The organism is Stenotrophomonas sp. YJH_SMC_57 (genome assembly GCF_059369755.1).
Genome location: NZ_JCAFSZ010000020.1, coordinates 16075 through 38023, shown reverse-complemented (window position 1 = coordinate 38023; position 21949 = coordinate 16075). Strand labels below are relative to the sequence as shown.

The window sequence follows — 21949 nt, the reverse complement described above, 5'->3', positions numbered from 1 at the left end:
CTGCAGGCGCCTTCACAAGATACCTGCGCATACTTTCAAAGATCCGGGGAAGTGGCCTCAGCGCCGTTCCCGTGTGCTGCGAAGTTTCCTTCGTAGCGAGCCGCCCATTATAGCCGGCTTTTCTGCTTCGTCAACACCTTTTTCAAGGCCGTCTCACCGGGGTGGACGTTGTTGCCGATGCCGCTTCGTCGTTGGACCCGAGGGCCTTTCGTCGTTGCGAGCCGCCTATTATGCCGGACTTTTCCAGTCCGTCAACACCTTCGTTCGATCATCTCGTTCGTCGGCGGTGGCGTCGCTGTTCGCGTGCCGTTTCCGAAGAAGCGATGCGCTGCAGCAAGGGAGCGAATTCTAGAGATCCTGCAGATTTCGTCAAGGCTTTTTTGCAGGGTGATGACAGAAGCGTCGTGACATCACGCATGACGTACGCTCGAAGATCACTGCGGCGTTGCCCGCGCGTTGCGCGGTCAACGCCGCAGCCGCTATCAATGCAGGGATGCACAGTGGAGAGAAAGCAATGAGCATGCAGGTGGCACGCACGTGGTGGCGCGATCTTTCGATGCCGGCGATCGTTGCCGGCTTCATTACAGTGCTGGTCGGCTTCGCCAGTTCCGCCGTGATCGTGTTCCAGGCCGCGCAGGCCGTCGGTGCCGACCAGGCGCAGATCGCCTCGTGGATGTGGGCGCTTGGGCTGGGCATGGGCGTGACCTGCATTGGCCTGTCACTGCGCTATCGCGTGCCGGTAGTGACCGCGTGGTCGACCCCGGGTGCGGCCATGCTGGTGGTGGGTGCCGGCGGTGCTTCGCTCTCTGAAGCGACCGGCGCCTTCCTGCTCGCCGCAGTGCTGGGCATGCTGGCGGGCTTCTCGGGCCTGTTCGCCCGGTTGATGCAGCGGGTGCCGATGGCGCTGGCCGCGGGCATGCTGGCCGGGGTGCTGCTGCGCTTCGGCCTGGATGTGTTCGTGGCCATGAACAGCCAGCTGGTGCTGGCATTGGCGATGTTCGCCACCTGGCTGGCCGGGCGCCGCCTGTTCCCGCGCTACGCCGTCATCGCCACCCTGCTGGTCGGTATCGCGGTCGCCGCCAGCCGTGGCCTGCTGCACGCACAGCAGGTGCACCTGCAACTGGCGATACCGCAGTGGGTGACCCCGTCCTTGTCCTGGACCGCCGTGGCCGGCATCGCCCTGCCCTTGTTCGTGGTCACCATGGCCTCGCAGAACATTCCCGGCGTGGCGGTGATGCGTGCCTCCGGCTACGACGCCCCGGTGTCGCCGCTGATCGGCTGGATCGGCGTGGTCAACACCCTGCTGGCGCCATTCGGCGCGTACGCGCTGAATCTGGCGGCGATCACGGCAGCGATCTGCATGGGCCGCGATGCGCACGAGGATCCAGCACGACGCTACACCGCTGCCATGGCTGCAGGCGCCTTCTATATTGTCATCGGCCTGTTCGGCGCCACGGTGGCGGCGCTGTTTGCCGCGTTCCCGAGGGAACTGGTGGCCTGCGTGGCCGGTATCGCACTGTTCGGCACCATCGGCAACAGCCTGGCCAGTGCACTGGCGGTGGAGCGTGACCGCGAGGCGGCACTGGTCACCTTCCTGGTCACCGCCTCGGGCGTATCGCTGGCCGGGATTGGTTCGGCGTTCTGGGGCCTGGTGGCCGGCGCGCTGTGCCTGCTGGTGCTGCGGCCCCGCCAGGGCCGCTGACCCGGGCTACCCGGCCAATCCGGCACCGACGGTACTCAGCACCGCCGCGATGACGAGGGCGATCATAGTGGCGACCACGCTGGTGCCACCGCGCGCGCTCAGCTCACGGTGCAACCGCGCCTCGTCGCCCGGGCTCTCCGCTCGGGCCCGGGCAATCAGGCGCTGGCAATGTGCCAGGTACCAGGTGTTGCCGAAGGCACCGGTAGTGATGCTGAGCGCGACAGTGATGATCAGCGACAGGCCATCAGGCACATCCAGCAGCGTCTCGATCACGCTGATCAGCAGCAGCAGGCCCGCCCACATCGCTGCGAGGCGATACATCCTGCGGTACATCATCCAGACCAGGCCCAGCAGGAACGCCGGCCAGTGCCAGGTGCCGCTGCCCGTGGCGATGCCCTGATCCAACCGCCAGCGCTGGCGATAGGTTGGGAAGTTGCCTCCGACCACGGCGGCATACAACGCCATCTCGCCCTCCAGCCCGGCGGCGGGCGTGGCCGTGGCCGTGGCCGTGGCCGTGGCCGCCGTCGCGGGCGCGCGGTAGGGATCTGCGGGATCTGCGGGATCTGCAGCGGCGACAGGCGCGACCACCGCATGTTCAAGCGGCGCGGCGACCGGCTCGGCTGTCGCCACCGAAGGGTCCAGTTCGGCCAACGGTCGCCACGACGGCATGCCTTCGCGCCACAGCAGCGTACGCGCCGTCACCGTCCCGTCCTGCTGCAGGCGACGCAGGCCGGCAAGATCGACCGGCCCTTCGCTCTGCCTGCTGTTGGCGTACCACCACTGTGCTTCCTGCATGAAAACGTCCTGGTTGCGTTGATGCGTTACTGGTTGGCCGGCGTCCATGGTGCCGCAGACAACGTCTGTGACAACATATGCCTGCCGCCCGGCGGCAGGGTCACCACGTCGGGTCCGGCATTGGCGGCTTCCAGGCAAACATAGTCGCGCCAGCCCGCGCCGACGTCGGCCATCTTCGCCGCAGCCTCGGCACCGGGATTCCACGCGACCAGCGAACGGCTTCCGTCGGTACGGATGTCGATGCGGCGCTTGAGCACCGGATCACGCAGCACATAGTGGCCCTTGGCCTGCGTATAGATGCGATCGCTACGGCCGGGGTCGCGCGGGTCGCGCAACGACCAGGGGCCCTGCTGCCGACGCGGCTGCGCATAGTTCTCGAACTTGTCCAGATAGTCCAGGCCGTCCACGCCATCGACTTCCACCGCGCTGGCATCCCCCACGCGGAAGTAGTTGTGCAGCGCCTGGGTGATGGTGGCGGGCGTGCTGCCGGTGTTCTCGGTGATCAGCTGCTGGGTCAACTGGCGTCCCACGCGGACGGTCATGCGCAGGCGCAGGTCCAGGCTCTGCAGGACCGGCGGCGCCAGGGTCAGCTCGATGCTGCCGTCATCCAGGCGACGGGCCTGCTGGAGTTCCCACGGCAAGGTGCGCACGAAGCCGTGGGCGGGCACGTCGTTGCCCTGGCCCTGTCGGCCGAAATACGGCCAGCATACGGGGCTGCCTCCCCGGATGGGCGTGGGCAATTCGGCACGTCGCGGTGACAGCCACATCACGTCTGCCTGGCCCTTGGGCACGAAGGAAAGCAGCTGGCCACCAAAGACACTGATGGCGGCGCTGGCCTCGGCGGTTTCCACCAGCCAGGCATCGAGCCCTTGGTACTGCCCGCTGCGTACGCCCTGGATCTGCTGCACGTTGGATCGACTCCGTATGGCCGGCGACTGCACGGCACTGTAGTCGCTGGGAAGCGTGAAACGGGTGGGCACCGGCGCAGTAGCCGGCGTGTTCTGCAGTGCGCGCAGGATACGCTGTCCGGCGCGGCCATCGGTATTGACCCAGCCCAGGCGCTGCTGCTCGGCCTGGATCGCACGACGCGTGGCGACACCGATCATGCCGTCGGCGCTGCCGATATCGTGGCCACGGGCCAGCAGCAGGGTCTGCAGCTGGCGGCGCTCATCGCGGCCGATGCCGGGATCATCGGTCGGCCACGCCGTGGCCAGGCCTTTGCTGCCCCGCAGCTGGTCGGCCAGCGTAGCGATCGCCAGCGCATAGCTTTCGGCAGCGTTGTAGCTGTAGATCGCGTCGTAGTTGCGGAACACCAGCAACGCCGGGCCCTTGCTGCCGGCCGGCAGCAGCAGGGCGGCGCGTGCATCGGCGGGCAGGTTGCCCGGAGCCAGTGCACTGCCATCCATCGCGGTCACGCCCTGCGCCCGCCAGTCGGCCAGCGCCCGGCGCTGGGTGCGGCCGGCCTGGCTGGCATTGAAGCCGGCCGGAACACGCACTTCCATGCCCCACGGCTCACCACTGCGCCAACCGGCGCGCTTGAGGTAGTTGGCCGTCGACGCCAGCGCATCGGGAATGCTGCCGACCAGATCGCGGCGGCCATCACCGTCGCCATCGACGGCGATGCGCGCGTAGGTGCTGGGCATGAACTGGGTGTGGCCGAAGGCACCTGCCCAGGAACCGGTCAGCCCCTGCGCCTGCAGGTCACCGCGGTTGATCAGCGTGAGCAGGGCCAGCAGTTCGCCACGGAAGAACGCCTGGCGGCGACCGGCGCAGGACAGCGTGGCCAGCGACTGCAGCAGCGGGCGCTTGCCGAACACGCGACCGTAGTCGCTCTCCACGCCCCAGACCGCGACGATGGTGGCCGGATCGACGCCGTACTGCGCCGACACGCGTTCCAGCAGGTCGCGATGCTGCTGCAGCAGCGCGCGGCCATCATCCACGCGCTGGCGATCGACCAGTGCGGCCAGGTAGTCCCAGATCGGCGTGGTGAACTCGGGCTGCGCGTCGAGCAGGCCGAGCACGCTGGGGTCGGGGGTGAGGCCTGCCGTGATCTCGGCGAAGCGGTCGGCACTGATGCCTTGGTTGGCGGCCGTGGCCTGCAGGCCGGCCAGGCAGCGGCCGAACGCCGGGTCGACGGTGATGGTCGCTGGCGCCGACACCTGCGGCGCCGTTGCGAGAGCGGCCGCCAGGCCGAGCGTGGTCAGAATGGGCATGGCGTCCTCCGTGTTGCCGTTGCAGGACCATCTTAGGCGGAGCCCTGCCGCCGAACCTGAAGCGAGGCCGGCTGATGGCGGACCAGGCGACTAGATGGCGCGCAGCAGGCGCAGACCGTAGGCGGGGCTGTCGGCATTCCAACGCTGCACGACCTGCAGGCCGGCCTGCTGCAGCAGCCATTCGAAGCTGTCGTCGGTGTACTTGTGGCTGTACTCCACCCGGATCGGCTCACCGGCCTCGAAGTGGAAAGTGCGGCCGTCAAGGTGCACGTCCTGCTCGTGCTGGCTGACCAGGTCGGTCTCGATGCGCAGCCGCGCGGTGCTGTAACGGGCGCGATGGCGGAACCCGTCGAGGTCGAAGTCGCTGCCGATCTCTCGGTTGAGCCGGGCCAGCAGGTTGAGGGTGAAGGCCGCGGTGACGCCCTGTGCATCGTTGTAGGCCGCTTCGATCAGCGCCGGGTCCTTGTGCAGGTCGATGCCGACCAGGGCCAGGCCATCGCGGCCCATGGTCTGGCGCATCGCGCGCAGCAACGCCACCGCGTCGTCACCGGTGAAGTTGCCCAGCGTGGAGCCGGGGAAGAACAGCAGCCGGCGCGCCGGTTCCCGCTCGGGCGTGGGCAGGGCGACGGGACGGGTGAAGTCGGCACACACCGGCAGCATTTCCACGTCGGGCAGCGCCGGTGCAAGGTGGTCGATGCTGGACAGCAGTGCGGCGCGCGAGATCTCGATCGGGGTGTAGGCCACCGGGTCCTGCAGCGCGGCCAGCAGCAGCGCGGTCTTGCGGCCACTGCCGCTGCCCAGTTCAACCACGTGCACGTGCGGGCCCACCACCCGCGCGATGTCGGGCAGCACCCTGGCCAGCAGCGCCAGCTCGGTACGCGTGGGGTAGTACTCGCGGGTCTGGGTGATCTGTTCGAACAGGCGCGAGCCGCGCGCATCGTAGAAGTACTTGGAGGGCAGCTGGCGCTCGGCGCGCGACAAGCCGTCCACGGCGTCGGCGAGGATCTGCTGGCGACCGGGCGTGAGATCGGTCAACGCCCGCAACGCGTCATGCACGGTGCTCATGTCAGGTCCCGGGCCAGGCGCAGGCCGGAGAACTGCCAGCGCGCCGGCGGCATGAAGAAGTTACGGTAGCTGGCGCGCACATGCCCGCGTGGGGTGGCACAGCTGCCGCCGCGCAGCACCCACTGGCCGCACATGAACTTGCCGTTGTACTCGCCGAGATTGCCGGCAAACGGGCGGAAGCCCGGATACGCGCCGTAGGCACTGTGGGTCCACTCCCAGACGTCGCCGAACAGCTGGCGCAGACCGTGACCCTGCGCTGCCTGCGGGTGCAGGTGATCGTCATCGGCGAAATGGCCGCTCACCGGGCGTGATGCAGCGGCGGCTTCCCATTCGAACTCACTGGGCAGGCGCGCACCAGCCCAGCGGGCACAGGCATCAGCCTCGTAGTAGCTGAGATGGCAGACAGGTGCATGCGGGTCCAGTTCGCGCCAGCCGCCCAGGGTGTATTCGCGCTGCAGGGCGTCGTCCCAGTACAGCGGGTGCTGCCAGTCTTCGCTTTCGCGCAGTGCCCAGCCCTCGCTGAGCCACCAGCGCGGCTCGCGGTAACCGCCGGCCTCGATGAAGGCCAGGTACTCGGCATTGCTGAGCGGGCGCTCGGCCAGGGCATGGGCGGGCAGCAGCACGCGGTGCTGCGGCGACTCGTTGTCATAGGCGAAGGCGGCGTGGCGGGGCCAGGCGGCGGCGCCGACGGTGACGATGCGTTCGGGCGATTCGACCCAGCCCTGTGCGCTGGCGATGCCGGTGGCAGGCCGCAGATCCTCGCGGTACGGCGGCTGCAGCGGGTTGCACCAGAAGGCATGCTTGATGTCGGTCAGCAGCAGTTCCTGATGCTGCTGCTCGTGTTGCAGGCCCAGCTGCAGATGCTGCAGTGCTTGCGGGTCGAGATCGCCGTTGGCCAGCCGTGCCTGCACCTGCGCATCGACCTGCTGGCGATAGTCGTACACCTGCTGCAGCGAGGGGCGCGACAACAGGCCTCGCTGCGGCCGTGCGTGTGCCGGACCGATGCTCTTGTAATAGCTGTTGAACAGGTAGTCCCATGCCGGGTCATGCGCAGCTGCAGCCGGGAAGCCGGCCAGCACGAAGCGCTCGAAGAACCAGGTGGTGTGCGCCAGGTGCCATTTGCTGGGGCTGGCATCGGCCATGCTCTGCAGCATCGCGTCTTCAGCGCTGAGAGGGGCCGCCAGCTGCACGCTACGGTCGCGCACGTGGGCAAACCGGCGGGCGAGATCACGCTGCGGGGCAGCGACGGCGGTGGCTACGCTGTCCATGCCGTCAGCATCGGCGGCGGCGGGTGAGTGCGATGTCATGGTTCGACGTCAACGCGTTCACAAGCGTGACCGCGCCGCATTCAAGAAGCCGGCGCGAACGCCGCTAACGGCAGTGCTGCGGCCGCGTCGTCCCGCGCTGGAATTCCTGCTTGCCCCTGCATCCGCTCCGCCAGCCTGCGCATTACCTGTTCGTGCTGCCCGCCGTGCTGGTCGCACTGCTGCTGTGGACGGCACTGGGCATCGAAGACGTTGCCAGCCCGGCCCAGCGCATCCTGCCGTGGCTGCTGGCCAGCCTTGGCGCCGGGCTGGCCCTGCTCTACCACCAGGTGCGTGCGCTGTGCCTGTTGCTGCTGGTGGCGGTGGTGTTCGCGCTGCTGCACCAGGACGTGGGTGGCTACCTGCGCAGTGGCCATGTCACCGCCCTGACCCCGCTGCGCTTCCATGCCATTTCGGCCTGGTTGCCGCTGTTGTTCGCCGGACTGGCGTTGTGGCCGGAGCGTGGACGCCGACGCCAGGACCTGTTGCTGCGCGGCGTGGTCTGCGGCCTGGCGCTTGCCGTCTTCCTGCTGCTGGCAGCACAGCAGCCGAGCGGCATGCACGACCTGCTGTCGAACCGACACCTGCGCTGGATTCCAGCCGAATGGAACGCGCTGGCGCAGGTGCCGGCCCTGCTGTTCCTGCTGGCCACCGCTGCGTTGGGCTGGCAGGCGTGGCGGCATCCGCGGCCATTGCACACCGCGATGCTGCTGGCCCTGCTCTGCCTGTGGTGGATGCTGCCGCGGATTTTCCTGCAACCGGTGCTGTTGCCGGCACTGAGCAGTGCTGCCCTGCTGCTGATGCTGGGTGCGATGCTGCAGGAGTCCTTCCACATGGCCTTCCGCGATGAACTGACCGGCCTGCCGGGGCGCCGCGCGTTCAACGAGACCGTGCAGCGGGCACGCGGCACCTACAGCATCGCAATGGTGGATGTGGACCACTTCAAATCGTTCAACGACACCCATGGCCACGACACCGGCGACGATGTACTTCGCCTGGTGGCCTCGCGGCTGTCGCGGGTAGGCGACGGTGGTCGCGCGTTCCGCTATGGCGGCGAGGAGTTCGCCGTGGTGTTCCTGGACCGCCCGGCGGCGGCCTGTGTCGATGCCGTGGAAGCACTGCGGCAGAGCATCGAGGCCACCCGCATGCAGCTGCGCGACCGCAGTACCCGCAGCCGCGATGACGACACCGGCCGCCAGCAGCGCGGCCGCGGCGGCAGCGGCCAGGTGGTGCAGGTGACGGTGAGCATCGGTCTGGCCGACAGCCGCGAGAACCCGCGGCCGGCGGCGGTGATCAAGGCGGCCGACCAGGCGCTGTACCTGGCCAAGGACGGCGGCCGCAACCAGGTGCACGCGCACGCCGGCCAGCGCGTGCTGGCCGTGCGCGGCGGCTGAGGCTCAGACCGCGTCGAGGTAGTACCAGCGGCCGTCGATGCGCAGGAAGCGGCTATGTTCGGTCATTTTCACCGCACTGCCGCCGCCGATGCGGTAGCGCGCGGTGAAGCGCACGTCCGCGCTGTCCTCGCCGGTGGGCGTGTGCTCGTGCACGGTCAGGCCCAGCCAATGCGTGCGCTGGCCGGGTGCTTCGTCCAGAGACAGCTCGGCGGGACGGGTGTCCGGGTGCCAGGTCTGGCGCAGGTAATCGGCAAGGCCACGCACATACGCGCTGTAGCGCGAACGCATCAGGCGCTCGGCATCCGGTGCGGCCTCGCCGGCATGGAAGCGCCCACAGCAGGCGGCATAGTCGGCGGCCAGGCCGCAGGGACAGGGATCGGCGGGTTGTCGGCTCATGCCGGCATTGTCGCCGGGTTGCACGGATTGATCCACGCGTGGCACAGGCCAGTTGCAGCAGGACAGGCGTATGCTGTCGCGCCCTCACCTTGAATGATCGCCGTGCTGGAACTGGTTCCCCCTGAGTTGTGGTGGCTGGTGGTGATCGCCTTCATCGCCGGCCTGGTGGATGCCGCCGTCGGTGGCGGTGGCCTGGTGCAGCTGCCCGGCCTGTTCACGGTGCTGCCGCAGCAGACGCCGGCAATGCTGTTCGGTACCAACAAGTTCAGTTCGATGTTCGGCACCGGCGCGGCGGCCTGGCGCTATGCGCGCAATGTGCGCTTCCCGTGGAAGCCGGTGCTGTTCGCGGCCGGCACCGCCTTCATCTTCTCGTTCGCCGGGGCCACGGCGGTGAGCCTGCTGCCCAAGGATGCGGTGCGCCCGCTGGTGCTGGTGCTGCTGATCGCGATGCTGGCCTACACGCTGTGGAAGAAGGACTTCGGTGCGCTGCACCGGCCGCAGGAGATCGGCCGCCGCGAGCTGGTGATCGCGCTGGCGATCGGTGCGGCGATCGGTTTCTACGATGGCTTCTTCGGGCCGGGCACCGGCAGTTTCCTGATCTTCCTGTTCGTGCGCTTCTTCGGGCTGGATTTCCTGCGTGCATCGGCCGCATCGAAGGTGGTGAACCTGGCGACCAATGTGGCGGCGATCTCGTTCTTCGTGCCGACCGGCAACATCCTGTGGCTGTTCGCGCTGCCGATGGCGGCGGCCAACATCATCGGCTCGGTGGTCGGCACGCGGCTGGCGCTGAAGGGCGGCACGCCGTTCATCCGCAAGCTGTTCGTGGGGCTGGTGGTGGTGCTGATCGCACGGATGGCGTGGGATACGTTCCGCGGTGCGTGAATGAGCGTCATGCCCCGGTAGGTGCCAACCTTGGTTGGCACGTTGTTTCCGGTCGCGAAGAGCAGCCGAGCATGGCTCGGCTCTACGGGTCGCTGGACCGAGGCGGTCAGGCCTCGGCTTCTTCCGGTTCGTTGGCCTGCTGGCGGCTGCGCTCGGGCAGCTTCAGGCGCTTGCCTTCTTCGTCGTACTCGATGAGCAGCACGCCGGAGTCGTGGCGGCCGCTGATCTCGACGAAGCAGGCGCCACCGATGAACGGTTCCAGCGTCATCACCGATTTCAGCGGGGTGGCGACCACCATCTGGAAGCCGAAGTTGTCGAAGATGTTCATCGCCAGCGCGGTGAACTCGTTGTCGGCCTTGTCGAAGGCCTCGTCGAGCACCACCGCGGCATAGCTGGGCAACTGGCTGTCGGCACCGCCGAGCTGGTAGCGCAGGGCTGCCGCCAGGCAGGTGGTGGCCAGCTTCTGGCGCTGGCCACCGGACTTGCCGGCGCCGCTGCGGTAGATCTCGACCTGCTGGCGCGTTTCCGCATCCAGCTCGACGCCGATGAACTCCACGTGCATGCGCACGTCCAGCACCAGCTCGCGCCAACGCTTGTCCTCGCCTTCCTGCGAGCCCAGGCGGTTGACCAGCTGGCGCAGCACGGTGAACTGCGATTCGGCCAGCTCGCGCTGCTCGGTCTGCTGTTGCGACAGCACCTCGCGCAGCTGCAGATGGAACTCGCCGACTTCCGGCAGGCGGCGGTCGCTCAGCTCGATGGTCAGCAGCGTTCCGCGGTTGAACGGCACCTGTTCCAGGCTGGCGTTCACTTCGTCCAGGCGCTGGCCGATCGACTTGCGGGCCTCTGCACTGTGGCGCTGCATGGCCAGCAGGTTGTTCTTGCTCTGGTTCTGCAGCAGGTCGAAGAAGCGTTCTTCGTGCTGCGGCAGGCCATCACGCTCCAGGCGTTCGAGGCGGGCGAGGAAGTCCTCGGCCGAAGCCACCGAGACGGTGAAGTCACCCGATTCTTCCGGCCACTGCTGGATGAAGCGGCGGAAGCAGCCGATCAGCTGGTTCTCGATGCGGTTGAGGTCCTGCTGCGAGGACGACAGCTGCTCGTTCAGCGCGTTGCTGACCTGGCGCATGTGCGCTTCCAGCGTTTCCAGGCTGAGCGGGCCCTGCTCCTGCAGGCGCTCGGAAAGACCCGCTTCCTGCTCCTGGGCCAGGCTCGGCAGCACCAGTGCACGGCTCTGCTGGCGCGCGCGGTCGAGGCGATCACGCTCCTTGACCAGCTGGCCACGCTCGACGCGGACGTCTTCATAGGTACGACGCGACTGCTCGATGTCGGCGCGCACGGCGTCGATCTGCGTGGCCAGCTTGGCGAGGTCGGCATTGCCTTCGCGCAGGTCGCGAAGGGTGGCCTCGATATCGCTCAGGCGCTGCTGCGGGGCGGCGATGTCGATCTCGTTCCAGCTGATGCTGACCAGTTCGTGGCAGGCCAGGCGACGCTCATTGTCGCGGTCACGCTGGCCGCGCAGGCGCGCGATGTCGGTCTCGCAGCCGGCGATGCGCTTGGCCAGTTCCTGGGCTTCGCGCTCGAAGGCGCCCACCTTGTCGTGGTTGTTGAAGCCGAGGATCCAGCGGCGGCGGTCGCCTACCGCGCTGCGGTCGTCCTTCTCGAAGCGGTCGCCCGGATGCTTGACCTGGCCTTCGCGGGTGATGCCGCGGTCGACGTTGCGCAGCTGCTTGGCATCCACGCACTCGTAGTCGAAGCGCTTGCCGAGCTCGCGGCGCAGCCAGCTTTCGAACACGTGCTCGCGCAGTTCCAGCTTGTGCAGCAGCGACTTCGCCGACGGTTCGCGCGCGAACGCATCATCGTTGCGGCGCACGCGGTAGTAGGTGAAGCGCATGCCCAGGTGGGTACGGTTCACCCACTCGGCGACGTCGTTGTAGTGCTTGTCATCGACCAGCAGCGACAGCGCGAAACCGCCCAGCACGCGCTCGATGGCGCCCTGCCAGCCCTGCTCTTCCGAGCGGACCTGGATCAACTCGCCGACGAACGGCAGCGCCGCTTCGGCAATGCCGGTTTCCTCGGCCAGGCGCGCGCGCAGCTTCTGCATCGGCGCCGGGATGTTGGACGGCGTGCGCTGCATCGCCTCCAGCTCGCTGCGCACTTCGCCGAAGCGGCGCTCGTCATCGCGCTTGCCACCGAGGCGATCGCTGATCGCATCGTCCAGTGCCGCCGAGGCGCGCTGGCGGTCCTGCAGTTCGTTCTGCGCACGCTCGACCAGTTCGGCAAAGCCGTGCGCATCGTCGGGCAGTTCGGCCTGCAGCTGCTGTGCCGCTTCCTGGGCCTGGTCACGCTTGGCCTGGCGGCGGTCGCGCTCGGCCTCGGCACGGCCCTGCTCGCGTTCCAGTTCCTCGATGCGCTCACCGCCCTGCTGGCGGCGCTGCAGTTCCAGTTCGGCCAGGCGCTCGGTGTGGTTGTCCAGCGCGGCGCGGCGCTGGGCTTCCTCGCCTAGCAGGCCACGGTCACGCACGTCCATCTCGCGCAGGCGCGCTTCGATCAGCGCCTGGCGGCGGCTTTCGCGGAAGCTGTCGACGCCGAGCTTAAGCGCTTCGTCGTCGCCGCGCTGGCGGTGCATTTCCTTCAGATCGTTGTAGTACGCGCGTGCCGGCAGCAGGGTTTCCACCTGGCGGCGCGCGGTGACCACCGCCTGGTGCGCGCCATCGAGCTCGGCGAAGTCGCTGACCAGGCGCTCGGCCGCGTCGAAGGTCTTCGGCGTGTCGAGCATGAAATCGCGCAGGAAGACGTTGAGGTCGCCCAGGTTCTTCGCCGACTGCGTCTTGTGCAGCAGGCGCAGCGCCATCTCGTTGTCGATGCCGAGCAGGTCGCGGAAGCGCTCGGCGTAGCCGGAGAAGGTGTCGAAGTGGTGCAGGTCGGACAGCTTCTGCTTGAGCTTGCGCAGGTCCAGGTCGAACCCACCGAGATCCTTGGCGATGTCGAACGGGCGCTCGGCGATCATGTAGTGCTTGCGCACGTCGCCGGCCGAGGTGCCGTTGCCGGAGATCCACAGCAGGCGCACCAGGCTGACCACGCGGCCATCGCCGGCGCGGTACTCCAGCACCAGCGCGGTCCAGGTCGCACCCTTGCGCAGGTACTGGGTGGCGATTTCGCCGGTGCCGCTGTCCTGCTGGTCGGCCCACGCGCCACGCACGTAGGACACCAGGTTGCGGTCGCGGCCACTGCGCTCGGCTTCACGCGCGGCGGCGTTGAAGTCGACGATGGCCGGCGGCGTCAGCAGCGCGGACATGGCATCGAGCAGGGTCGACTTGCCCGAGCCGGAACGGCCGACGAACAGGAAGCCGCGCTCGGCGATCGGTACTTCGGTCAAACCGTTGAAGGTGCCCCAGTTGTGCACCTGCAGGCGGCGCATGCGGAACTGCTGCAGGCGCGGGTCCGGCAGGCCTTCGTTGAACAGGGCGGGAGTGTGCTTGGAGATAGCCATGCGATGGTCGGGTCTCTCAGGCCTCGGCGGCCGGGGTTTCGCGCAGCTGGCGGTAGACCGCCGAAAGCTGGGACACGTCTTCGGCGGAGAACAGCAGTTTCAACGCCGGCGAGACTTCGTGGCGGTCTTCCTGGCCGCTGAGGCGGGTCAGGATGTGGTTGTCCTTCATCTTCTGCACCGCCGAGGCGACGCGGCGATTGAAGCCGGCGCGATCGGTGGACAGGTTCTTCTCGTAGATGGCCAGCGCTTCGGCCATCTCGGCGTCGGCGACCACCGCGCGGTTGCCGCGCGCATCGGCCTCGGCCAGCTGCTGGCGCAGGAACAGCAGCAGCACCGAGTCGATGAAGGTCAGCGGCGAGGTGCGCAGCAGCACAGGCGCATCCACGTCTTCGGTATCGGCCTGGCGGGTGAAGGCCACGCCGCTGTCGCGGTCGAGCACCAGTTCCAGGAACAGGTCGGCCAGCGCGGAACGGATGGCGGCTTCGCTGCGGATCAGCGCCGGCCACAGCTTGGCGTGGCGCAGCTGGTCGATGCTGGGGCCGATCAGCAGCTGGCACAGCGCGCGACGCGCATCCAGCGGCAGGCGCCCGGTATCGCCCAGGTAGTACACGTCGTTGCCACGGCGGGGCTGCGCCACGGCCGCCACCGGCTCGGCTTCGTAGGCGTCTTCCACCACGTCCGCCTGCGGTGCGTCGATGGGATCTTCATGCCAGCTCATGGCGTCTCTCCTGGGTGAACCAAACCAGCGGGATGCGGGCGCGACGGATCTGGCCGTCGCCACCACGCCATTGCGCGAGCTCCTGCTCGCCGGCGACCACGTTGCCGAAGCGCGTGCCCAGCGACAGGTAGCCAATGACACTGCCCAGGCCCTGCGGCGCTTCGCGCTGCGACAAAGCCTGGGCGATGCTGAGCCGCGGCTGTGCATCGAGCAGGTCGTGCAGGTCACGACGCAGGGTACGGAAGTCGATCTCGGACGATGCCACCAGATCACCCACGCTCTCCAGGCTGATCGCAGCGGCGTCGTTGTACTCGACATTGCCATCGACCTGGGCACTGCGCGGATCATGCAGCTTCCACTGCGACCACGAGCGCAGGCGGCTGGTGGTCAGCTGCAGGTCGCGGCCGATGCCGCGCTGTGCGGGAAACTCATCGCGCAGTGCCAGCGCTTCGGACTGCGCCTGCTTCAACAATTGATTGAGGCGGCGCTGTTCCAGGTAGCCACGGCTCTGCACGAAACCGCGCAGGCTGCGCGCGAAGTTCTGCAGTACGTCGTGCACCTGGCCGCCACGCTCGAGCATGGTGCTGGTGAAACCACGCAGGAAATTGCGTTCGTTGCGGTCCAGGCGTCGCGCAAAGCCGCGTGCCAGCACTGCTTCCAGCGCGGCATCGAGCTGGGCGCTCTGTTCGGCGTCGTTGAGCAGGCGCCAGAAGGCCTGGAAACTGCGCCCGGCATCGCTCTCGCCGATCACGTCCACGCCCTCGAACAGCTGCGACAGCACATCGCCGCGCTCGCCCTCGTCATCGATGATGCGTTCGCGGAAATCGCGGTTGAGCTGCTCGAAGTCGTCGCGCACGCGGCGGAAGTCTTCGGTCAGTTCGTCGGCCAGGCCGATGATCTGGCGCGCGCGTTCCAGCGCGCGCTTGCCGTCCAGCGCGATCACGCGGCCAGCACCGACGCGGGCGATCTCGGCGTCGATGCGATCACGCTCGTCGCGCAACGCCGACAGGCGCGCGTCCGGATCGGATTCGGTCTGCGCCGCCAGCTGCGAGAGCTGTTCGATGACCAGCGCCAGGCGGCTTTCGGTGGCCGCCACGCGGGCCTGCTCGAGGCCATCGGCGAAGCGGATCGCCTGCAGCGCCGCGGTCGACAGTTCGTACTGTTCCTGGTCGGCACCCTCGGGCAGGCGGCGTTCCAGCCAGCCCTGGGCCAGCCAGTGCGCGATGTAGGCCTGCGCGGTACGCGGCAGGTCGCGCGACAGTTCGTCGCCGTTGAGCTGGTCCAGCGCGCGTTGCAGGCGCTCGTTGAGCACCGACGACGGCAGCGTGCGCTCGCCGTCCATCAGCAGCCCCTGCAGCAGGCCGATGATTTCCGGGGCGTGGTCGGCCGCAAGCAGCTTCCACTGCGGCTGTTCGCGCAGATGGCGATAACGGGAAATGCGTTCGCGATGCTTCATGCAGCGAAAGGAGTCATGAGGGCTGGCGGGGACGAGCAGCGGCCCACGGCTGCCGCGCGGGCAGCCGTGGGCATGCCGGCCGCACGGGGCCGGCAGGATGCGGGCAAGCGGCTCAGCGCTTGCCGCCCACTTCGATGAAGCGCAGGAACTCGGCGCGGGTGCGCGCGTCGTCGCGGAAGCTGCCCAGCATCTTGGAGGTAACCATGCTGACGCCGCGCTTGTGGATGCCGCGGGTGGTCATGCATTCGTGGGCGCCCTCGACGACCACACCGACACCGATCGGCTGCAGCACGTCCTGGATGCACTGCGCGATCTGCGCGGTCATCTTTTCCTGCACCTGGAAACGGCGGGCATAGGCTTCGACGACGCGGGCCAGCTTGCTGATGCCCACCACCTTGCCGGCCGGCAGGTAGCCGACGTGCACGCGGCCGATGATCGGCGCCATGTGGTGTTCGCAGTGGCTTTCGTACTCGATGTCACGCAGGACGATCAGTTCGTCATAGCCGGCCACTTCCTCGAAGGTCCGCTCCATGTAGGCGCGCGGGTCGTCGCGGTAACCGCTGAACCAATCGCCATAGGCTTCGGCGACACGGCGGGGGGTATCCAGCAGGCCTTCACGGGACGGGTCCTCACCGGCCCAGCGCAGCAGGGTGCGCACGGCATCCTCGGCCTGGTCCTGGGTCACGTCGCCCTGCGGGGCGGCCTTTTCGTTGTTCTTGCTCATTGCGTACAGCGTCCCGAACGGGGGGCGAGCATCGTACCCGACCGGGGGGTGGGTCGTCCTGTTGGGACGGTTCATCGGGGGTCTGGCGGCGCCTGCCTGTTACGGGTCTGGATGGGGAAGGGCGGCAGGGCAGGACACGCCGTGAACCCATCCATGGGGGCTCGGTCGGCGCATCCATGCGCCTCACTGTCCTGCCCTGCCGCCCTTCCCCATCCCTGACAGTTTCCTGCGGGCGCGGCCGGACCGCCCGAAAGCGGGGTCAAAAGCTGGGTTCATGGCTTCGGAAGCACCACGCGCGACTGCGCGACTGCTGTGGTGGGTGCGGACCTTGGTCCGCACTGCATCTGCTCCTGCCTTAAGGAGCCAACCCACCGCGCTCGCGGGGTGATGGGCGGGCAGCGGGGGCCGGGCGGGGCAGGACCGTCCGCGGCATGGATGCCGCGGCCGAGCCCCCAGGGAGGGGTTTACGGCGTGTCCTGCCCCGTCCGGCCCCCGCTGCCCCACCCGTAGCAACGTGGCGCAACGCTTTCCTCACTACATCCCGCCCATTCAGAAAAACCTATTGATAGGAATGAAATTAGTAGTATCCTATCTATCTCTTATGGACCGACCCCTCGACGAGCGCACCGTGCTGCAGATGCAGCTCAGCTCCGGCCTGCTGTACGCAGGGCGGCAGTGGCAGCGCCTGGCCGACAGCCGCCTGGGCAGCTACGGGATCTCCACCGCCTGCACCATGCCACTGCTGATGATCGGCCGCTCCGGCGGTGGCATCCGGCAGGTGGCGCTGGCCCAGCAGCTGGGCATGGAAGGACCTTCCCTGGTGCGCCTGCTGGACAAGCTGTGCGCCAGCGACCTGGTCCGCCGCGAGAGCGACGCCAGCGACCGCCGTGCCAACCTGCTGTGGCTGACCGACGCCGGCCAGGCCCTGGTCAGCGAGCTGGAAGACCAGTTGATCGGCCTGCGCCAGGACGTATTCGGCGAGCTTTCCATGGATGAACTGCACGCCGTGCTGAAGGCATGGCGCCTGCTGGCCGAGGCCGCCGACCGCATTACGTAAGACCGCTGCCCCCGAACCCCGCCGCTGCCGTGCACACGCCAGCGGCTTTTGCCCGTTGCTGTTGTTTCGTTGTCCCTCCCCTCCCCCACCTTGCCCCCGCCCCTACCGATGCCCGGTGAATTCAGTCTCCACGGAGTGTTCGTCCCGACCCTGCTCGGGTTGATGGTGTTGGCCTATCTGGTCAACAGCGGCCTGCACGCGCTGCTGCAGCGTGCCGGCGCCTACCGCCATGTATGGCACCCGGCGCTGTTCAACCTGGCGCTGTACGGGATCGTGCTTGGCCTGCTGTTCCACCTCCTGCGTTGGATGCAATCGTGAACAAGATCGTGAAGAAGACCCTGCCGGTGCTGCTCACCAGCGCAGCCGTGATCGTGGCCCTGCTGGTGCTGCGCCAACTGTGGGTCTATTACATGGATGAGCCATGGACCCGCGACGCCCATGTCGGCGCCGACGTGGTGCAGATGGCGCCTGATGTGTCCGGGCTGGTGGAAACGGTGGACGTGGCCGACAACCAGGCCGTGAAGAAGGGCGACCTGTTGTTCGTGGTCGACCGCGCGCGCTATCGCATCGCACTGGAGCAGGCCAGGGCCAGCCTGGCCGAGCGCCAGGCCTCGGTGGCGCAGCTGCGCCGCGAGATCGGCCGCGACCGCAGCCTGCAGGACCTGGTCGCCGCCGAGGACGCCGAAGTGCGCCGCGCCAAGCTGCAGGCTGCACAGGCGGCGCTGGCCACCGCGCAGGCTGCGGTCGACCTGGCCGAGCTCAACCTGGGCCGCACCGAGGTGCGCGCACCGGCCGATGGCCGGGTCAACGACCGCACCCTGCGCGTGGGCGACTACGTGGTGGCCGGCAAGCCGGTACTGGCGCTGCTGGATACCGGCTCGTTCCGCATTGATGGCTACTTCGAGGAAACCCGCCTGCGCGGCGTGGCGCCGGGGCAGAGCGTCGACATCCGCCTGATGGGCGAATCGACCCCGCTGCGCGGCCATGTCGAGAGCATCGCTGCCGGCATCGAGGACCGCTACCGCAGCAACGGCAGCAGCCTGCTGCCGAACGTGACCCCGGCCTTCGACTGGGTGCGGCTGGCGCAGCGTATCCCGGTGCGCATCAGCATCGACGAGGTGCCCGAGGGCGTGGAACTGATCGCCGGCCGCACCGCCACGGTGACCGTCCAGACCAGCAGCACGAAGCACGCAGGCAAGGCCGGCACCGCGCCGACACAGGCGGGCCTATGAACGCCGCCCTGCCCCGTCTCGGCCTGATCGTCGCGCTGGCCAGCCTGGCCGCGTGCAGGACCGTCGGCCCCGACTACGCCCTGCCGGACGGTTCGGCGTTCAAGCGCCCGCAGGCCAATGCGGCCTTCATTGACACCCAGAACCCGCAGGTGGCCGCCAACCAGGCGCTGCCCGACCGCTGGTGGTCGCTGTACAACGACCCGGTGCTGGACGGGCTGATCACCCAGGCGCTGCGTGACAACGTTGAACTGAAGGCCGCCGATGCGCACCTGCGTCGTGCGGCGGCAGTGTACGAACAGGCGCTGGACGCCGGTGGCTTCGAGTACGAGGCCGAGGCCGGCGTCAGCCGCGCGCAGCTGTCGGCCGAATCGTTCCTGCAGGAACACGAGCTGCCAGTGATCAACCTGGCCGATGGCAAGTTCGCGGTCAGCTACCAGTTCGACCTGTTCGGCAAGCTCAAGCGAGGCGCCGAAGCGGCCCGTGCCGACGAGCAGTCGGTCGCCGCAGCACGCGACCTGGCCCAGGTCAGCGTGGTCGCGCAGGTGGCCGACAGCTACCTGGAAATCTGCCACGCCAACCACGAGCTGCATGTGGCCGAGCACTCCCTGCAGCTGCAGCAGCGCAGCCGTTCAGTCACCCAGCGCCTGATCGATGCCGGCCGCGGCACGCCGCCGGAGCTGGCCCGCGCCAATGCCCAGGTGGCCGTGCTGGAAGCTGCGCTGCCGCCGCTGCAGGCGCAGCGCTCGGCGGCCGCCTATTCGCTCGCTGCCCTGCTCGGGCAGACCCCGGGCCAGCTGCCGGCCGGCGTGATCGACTGCGCGCACGCGCCCAGCCTGGCGCAGCCGTTGCCGGTGGGCGATGGTCGTGCGCTGCTGCAGCGTCGCCCGGACGTGCGCCAGGCCGAGCGCAAGCTGGCCTCGGCCACCGCGCGGATTGGCGTGGCTACCGCCGAGCTGTACCCGGACATCCGGCTGGGGGCCTCGCTCGGTGCCGCCGGCCTGCTGGAAGACTTCGGCACGCCGATGACCCAGCAGTGGTCGATCGGCCCGCTGATCTCGTGGACGCTGCCGTCGTCCGGCACCCACGCCCGCATCCACGCCGCCGAAGCCGGTGCCGATGCGGCGCTGGCCGAGTTCGACCACACCGTGCTGCAGGCGCTGCGCGAGACCCAGACCGCACTGGACCGCTACGCGCAGGACCTGCGCCGGCTGCAGTCGCTGCGCACCGCGCAGGAACAGGCTGCATTGGCCGCCGAGCAGAACCGCCGGCTGTACCAGGGTGGCCGTACGCCCTACCTGTCCAGCCTGGATGCCGACCGCAGCCTGGCCACCAGCGATGCCACCCTGGCTGCGGCCGAAGCGCAGGTCTCACGCGACCAGATCCACCTGTTCCTGGTGCTGGGTGGCGGCTGGCAGGCCAGCGCCGCCGCGCCCAACGCCTCGACCGCCGCGAAGTAAACCATGAACGCGCTGACCGACCGCCAGGCCTGGCTGTTCTCGATCAAGACCTACCTGGCCGCGGTGGCCGCGCTGTACATCGCCATGGCCGGCAACCTGTCGCGCCCATACTGGGCGATGGGCACGGTGTACATCGTCAGCCAGCCGCTGCTGGGCCCGACCCGCGCCAAGGGCGTGTACCGCATCGTCGGCACGCTGGTGGCCGGCCTGGCCACCCTGCTGGTACTGCCGGCGCTGGTGGAGACGCCGCTGGTGCTGAGCGCGGCGATGTCGATCTGGCTGGCCGGCTGTCTGTTCATGGCGCTGCTCAACCGCGGCCCGCGCGGCTACGCGTTCCTGCTGGCCGGCTACACCACCGCCTTCATCGGCTTCCCGGCCGTGACCTCGCCGGAAACCATCTTCGACACCGTGGTGGCACGCAGCGAGGAGATCATCCTCGGCACGGTGGTGGCGGTGCTGTTTGCTTCGCTGCTGTTCCCGGCCTCGGTGCGGCCGATGCTGCGCGCGCGCATCGGCACCTGGATGGAGGACGCCGCGCAGTGGTGCCGGCAGATTCTTGAACGTGGCCGCGCGCACGCGCCACGCAACCGGCTGGCCGCCGACCTGGTGCAGTTCGAGGCGCTGATCGAATTCCTGCGCCGCGATGATCCGCGCCATGCCGGTTCGGCGGTGTCGATGGAGCGCCTGCGCGAGCGCATGCTGCTGCTGTTGCCGGTGCTGTCGTCGATCGCCGATCGGCTGAGTGCGCTGCGCAGCGACGGCCAGGCCCTTCCCGAAGGACTGCCCGCACTGGTCGATGACATCCACGACTGGCTGGACGGGCCCACCAACGCCAGCGAGTACGCCCGGCTGCGCGCGCGCATCAGTGCGCTGAAGCCGCAGGTGGACCGCGACCTGCAGCACCTGCAGCTGGCCAGCCTGCTGCTGCGCCTGGAGGAACTGGTGGACCTGTGGCAGGACTGCCGCACGCTGCAGCAGGCGATCGACCATGGCACCGCACCGCTGGACCGCGCGCACTACCGCATCCGCACCGAACGGGTGGCCGCCGACAAGCACGTCGACTACGGCATGGCGCTGTTCTCCGCGCTCAGTGCCGGCGTGGCGCTGATGAGCTACTGCGTGTTGTGGATCGCACTGGGCTGGGAAGGCGGTGGCAACGGCGCGATGATGGCCGCGGTGACCGCCGCGTTCTTCGCCGCGCAGGACGACCCGGCGCCGAGCATGGTGTCGTTCCTGGTGTGGGCCATGGTCGCTTCGGTAGTGGCCGGCGTGTACCTGTTCGGTGTGTTCCCGGCCGTGCACGACTTCGGCCTGCTGGCACTGGTGCTGGCGGTGGTGTTCCTGCCGCTGGGACTGATGCTGCATCACCCGAAGAGCGCGCTGTTCGCACTCCCGCTGACGGTGAACCTCGCCGCGCTGCTGAGCCTGCAGAACACCTACAGCGCCAACATCCAGACCTTCCTCAACTCCTCCATCGCGATGTTCATCGGCATTGGCTTTGCAGTGGTGATGACCCGCCTGTTCCGTTCGGTGGGTGCCGAGTGGACCGCACGCCGGCTGGTGCGGCAGGGCTGGACCACGCTGGCCGAAGCCGCCGAAGGCCGCGGCCAGCAGGACCGCCAGCGCTTTGCCGCGCGCATGCTCGACCTGCTGGGCCTGCTCGCACCGCGCCTGGCGGCGACACCGGAGGGAAGTGACATCGCCTCGGTGGACATGCTCAACGAGGCCCGCATCGGCCTGAACATCCTGCAGCTGCGCCGCGCCCGCCTGGAACTGCCCGAGCGCAGCCGCGAGGCGGTCGAGCACATCCTGGAGGAGATCGCCGCGCACTACCGGCGGCAGATTGCCGCGCGCAGGCCGATTGTGGCCGCCGAAGCGCTGCGCGAGCGGCTGGATACCTCACTGGGCCGGGTTGGCAGCGTGGCGGCCTGCAAGGCACGCGACGAGGCGCTGATGGGCCTGATCGGCCTGCGCTTCGCGCTGTTCCCGGAGGCGAAGGCATTGGCGCCAGGGTGGGCGGACGCCGGCGTTGCATCGGCCTGATAATGCTCGGCAGTGCCGGGCCAT

17 protein-coding genes are annotated in these 21949 nt (G+C 68.5%); 8 read left to right on the top strand and 9 right to left on the bottom strand.

The window, feature by feature from the left end:
* The first annotated feature begins 514 nt into the window (after nt 1-514).
* A complete protein-coding gene (locus tag AC5P7U_RS20135) occupies nt 515-1702 on the top strand; it encodes a benzoate/H(+) symporter BenE family transporter (protein ID WP_006477924.1) in 1188 nt (395 codons plus the stop codon).
* Between the two features lie 6 nt (nt 1703-1708).
* On the opposite strand, the gene AC5P7U_RS20130 is transcribed toward AC5P7U_RS20135, so the two are convergent.
* The 4 genes from AC5P7U_RS20130 to egtB all read right to left on the bottom strand — a co-directional run bounded on the left by AC5P7U_RS20130 (nt 1709) and on the right by egtB (nt 7043).
* Nucleotides 1709-2497: a DUF2628 domain-containing protein gene (locus tag AC5P7U_RS20130; RefSeq protein ID WP_495221399.1), complete on the bottom strand. Its 789-nt coding sequence runs from the start codon at nt 2495-2497 to the stop codon at nt 1709-1711.
* Nucleotides 2498-2523: 26 nt separating this feature from the next.
* On the bottom strand, nt 2524-4710 hold the full coding sequence (locus AC5P7U_RS20125) for a lytic murein transglycosylase (protein WP_495221398.1): 2187 nt from the start codon (nt 4708-4710) through the stop codon (nt 2524-2526).
* Between the two features lie 90 nt (nt 4711-4800).
* On the bottom strand, nt 4801-5775 hold the full coding sequence (egtD, locus tag AC5P7U_RS20120; RefSeq protein WP_006477931.1) for an L-histidine N(alpha)-methyltransferase: 975 nt from the start codon (nt 5773-5775) through the stop codon (nt 4801-4803).
* On the bottom strand, nt 5772-7043 hold the full coding sequence (gene egtB / locus AC5P7U_RS20115; RefSeq protein WP_197563725.1) for an ergothioneine biosynthesis protein EgtB: 1272 nt from the start codon (nt 7041-7043) through the stop codon (nt 5772-5774). The genes egtD and egtB overlap by 4 nt, the downstream gene beginning before the upstream one ends.
* Nucleotides 7044-7192: 149 nt before the next feature.
* Here egtB and AC5P7U_RS20110 point away from each other — a divergent pair, with 149 nt between their 5' ends.
* Nucleotides 7193-8473: a GGDEF domain-containing protein gene (locus AC5P7U_RS20110; protein WP_197563709.1), complete on the top strand. Its 1281-nt coding sequence runs from the start codon at nt 7193-7195 to the stop codon at nt 8471-8473.
* Nucleotides 8474-8476: 3 nt separating this feature from the next.
* On the opposite strand, the gene AC5P7U_RS20105 is transcribed toward AC5P7U_RS20110, so the two are convergent.
* Nucleotides 8477-8869 carry a YchJ family metal-binding protein gene (locus AC5P7U_RS20105; RefSeq protein ID WP_197563710.1) on the bottom strand — a complete coding sequence of 131 codons (393 nt, stop codon included), beginning with the start codon at nt 8867-8869 and terminating at the stop codon, nt 8477-8479.
* Between the two features lie 93 nt (nt 8870-8962).
* Between AC5P7U_RS20105 and AC5P7U_RS20100 the strand changes: the two genes are divergently transcribed.
* The gene (locus AC5P7U_RS20100) at nt 8963-9751 is read left to right on the top strand and encodes a sulfite exporter TauE/SafE family protein (RefSeq protein ID WP_006477938.1); all 789 of its coding nucleotides are present in this window, start codon (nt 8963-8965) and stop codon (nt 9749-9751) included.
* A 106-nt stretch (nt 9752-9857) separates the two neighbouring features.
* On the opposite strand, the gene AC5P7U_RS20095 is transcribed toward AC5P7U_RS20100, so the two are convergent.
* The 4 genes from AC5P7U_RS20095 to folE form a co-directional block, all read right to left on the bottom strand.
* A complete protein-coding gene (locus AC5P7U_RS20095; RefSeq protein ID WP_495221397.1) occupies nt 9858-13238 on the bottom strand; it encodes an ATP-binding protein in 3381 nt (1126 codons plus the stop codon).
* Between the two features lie 16 nt (nt 13239-13254).
* The gene (locus AC5P7U_RS20090) at nt 13255-13956 is read right to left on the bottom strand and encodes a DUF4194 domain-containing protein (protein WP_197563711.1); all 702 of its coding nucleotides are present in this window, start codon (nt 13954-13956) and stop codon (nt 13255-13257) included.
* Complete coding sequence (locus tag AC5P7U_RS20085) at nt 13943-15412, bottom strand: DUF3375 domain-containing protein (RefSeq protein ID WP_006478041.1); 1470 nt, start codon at nt 15410-15412, stop codon at nt 13943-13945. The genes AC5P7U_RS20090 and AC5P7U_RS20085 overlap by 14 nt, the downstream gene beginning before the upstream one ends.
* A gap of 112 nt (nt 15413-15524) precedes the next feature.
* Entirely contained in the window at nt 15525-16136 is a 612-nt protein-coding gene (gene folE, locus AC5P7U_RS20080; protein ID WP_004141296.1) for a GTP cyclohydrolase I FolE, read from the bottom strand.
* Nucleotides 16137-16737: 601 nt separating this feature from the next.
* Here folE and AC5P7U_RS20075 point away from each other — a divergent pair.
* The 5 genes from AC5P7U_RS20075 to AC5P7U_RS20055 all read left to right on the top strand — a co-directional run bounded on the left by AC5P7U_RS20075 (nt 16738) and on the right by AC5P7U_RS20055 (nt 21925).
* Nucleotides 16738-17193, top strand: coding sequence for a MarR family winged helix-turn-helix transcriptional regulator (locus AC5P7U_RS20075; RefSeq protein ID WP_008265191.1), 456 nt, complete (start codon nt 16738-16740; stop codon nt 17191-17193).
* A gap of 108 nt (nt 17194-17301) precedes the next feature.
* Entirely contained in the window at nt 17302-17511 is a 210-nt protein-coding gene (locus tag AC5P7U_RS20070) for a DUF1656 domain-containing protein (RefSeq protein WP_025875651.1), read from the top strand.
* Nucleotides 17508-18425, top strand: coding sequence for an efflux RND transporter periplasmic adaptor subunit (locus AC5P7U_RS20065; protein ID WP_308308946.1), 918 nt, complete (start codon nt 17508-17510; stop codon nt 18423-18425). The genes AC5P7U_RS20070 and AC5P7U_RS20065 overlap by 4 nt, the downstream gene beginning before the upstream one ends.
* Complete coding sequence (locus AC5P7U_RS20060; protein WP_197563713.1) at nt 18422-19882, top strand: efflux transporter outer membrane subunit; 1461 nt, start codon at nt 18422-18424, stop codon at nt 19880-19882. Before AC5P7U_RS20065 ends, AC5P7U_RS20060 begins: the two co-directional genes overlap by 4 nt.
* A 3-nt stretch (nt 19883-19885) precedes the next feature.
* The gene (locus AC5P7U_RS20055) at nt 19886-21925 is read left to right on the top strand and encodes an FUSC family protein (RefSeq protein ID WP_006478491.1); all 2040 of its coding nucleotides are present in this window, start codon (nt 19886-19888) and stop codon (nt 21923-21925) included.
* Nucleotides 21926-21949 lie beyond the last annotated feature (24 nt).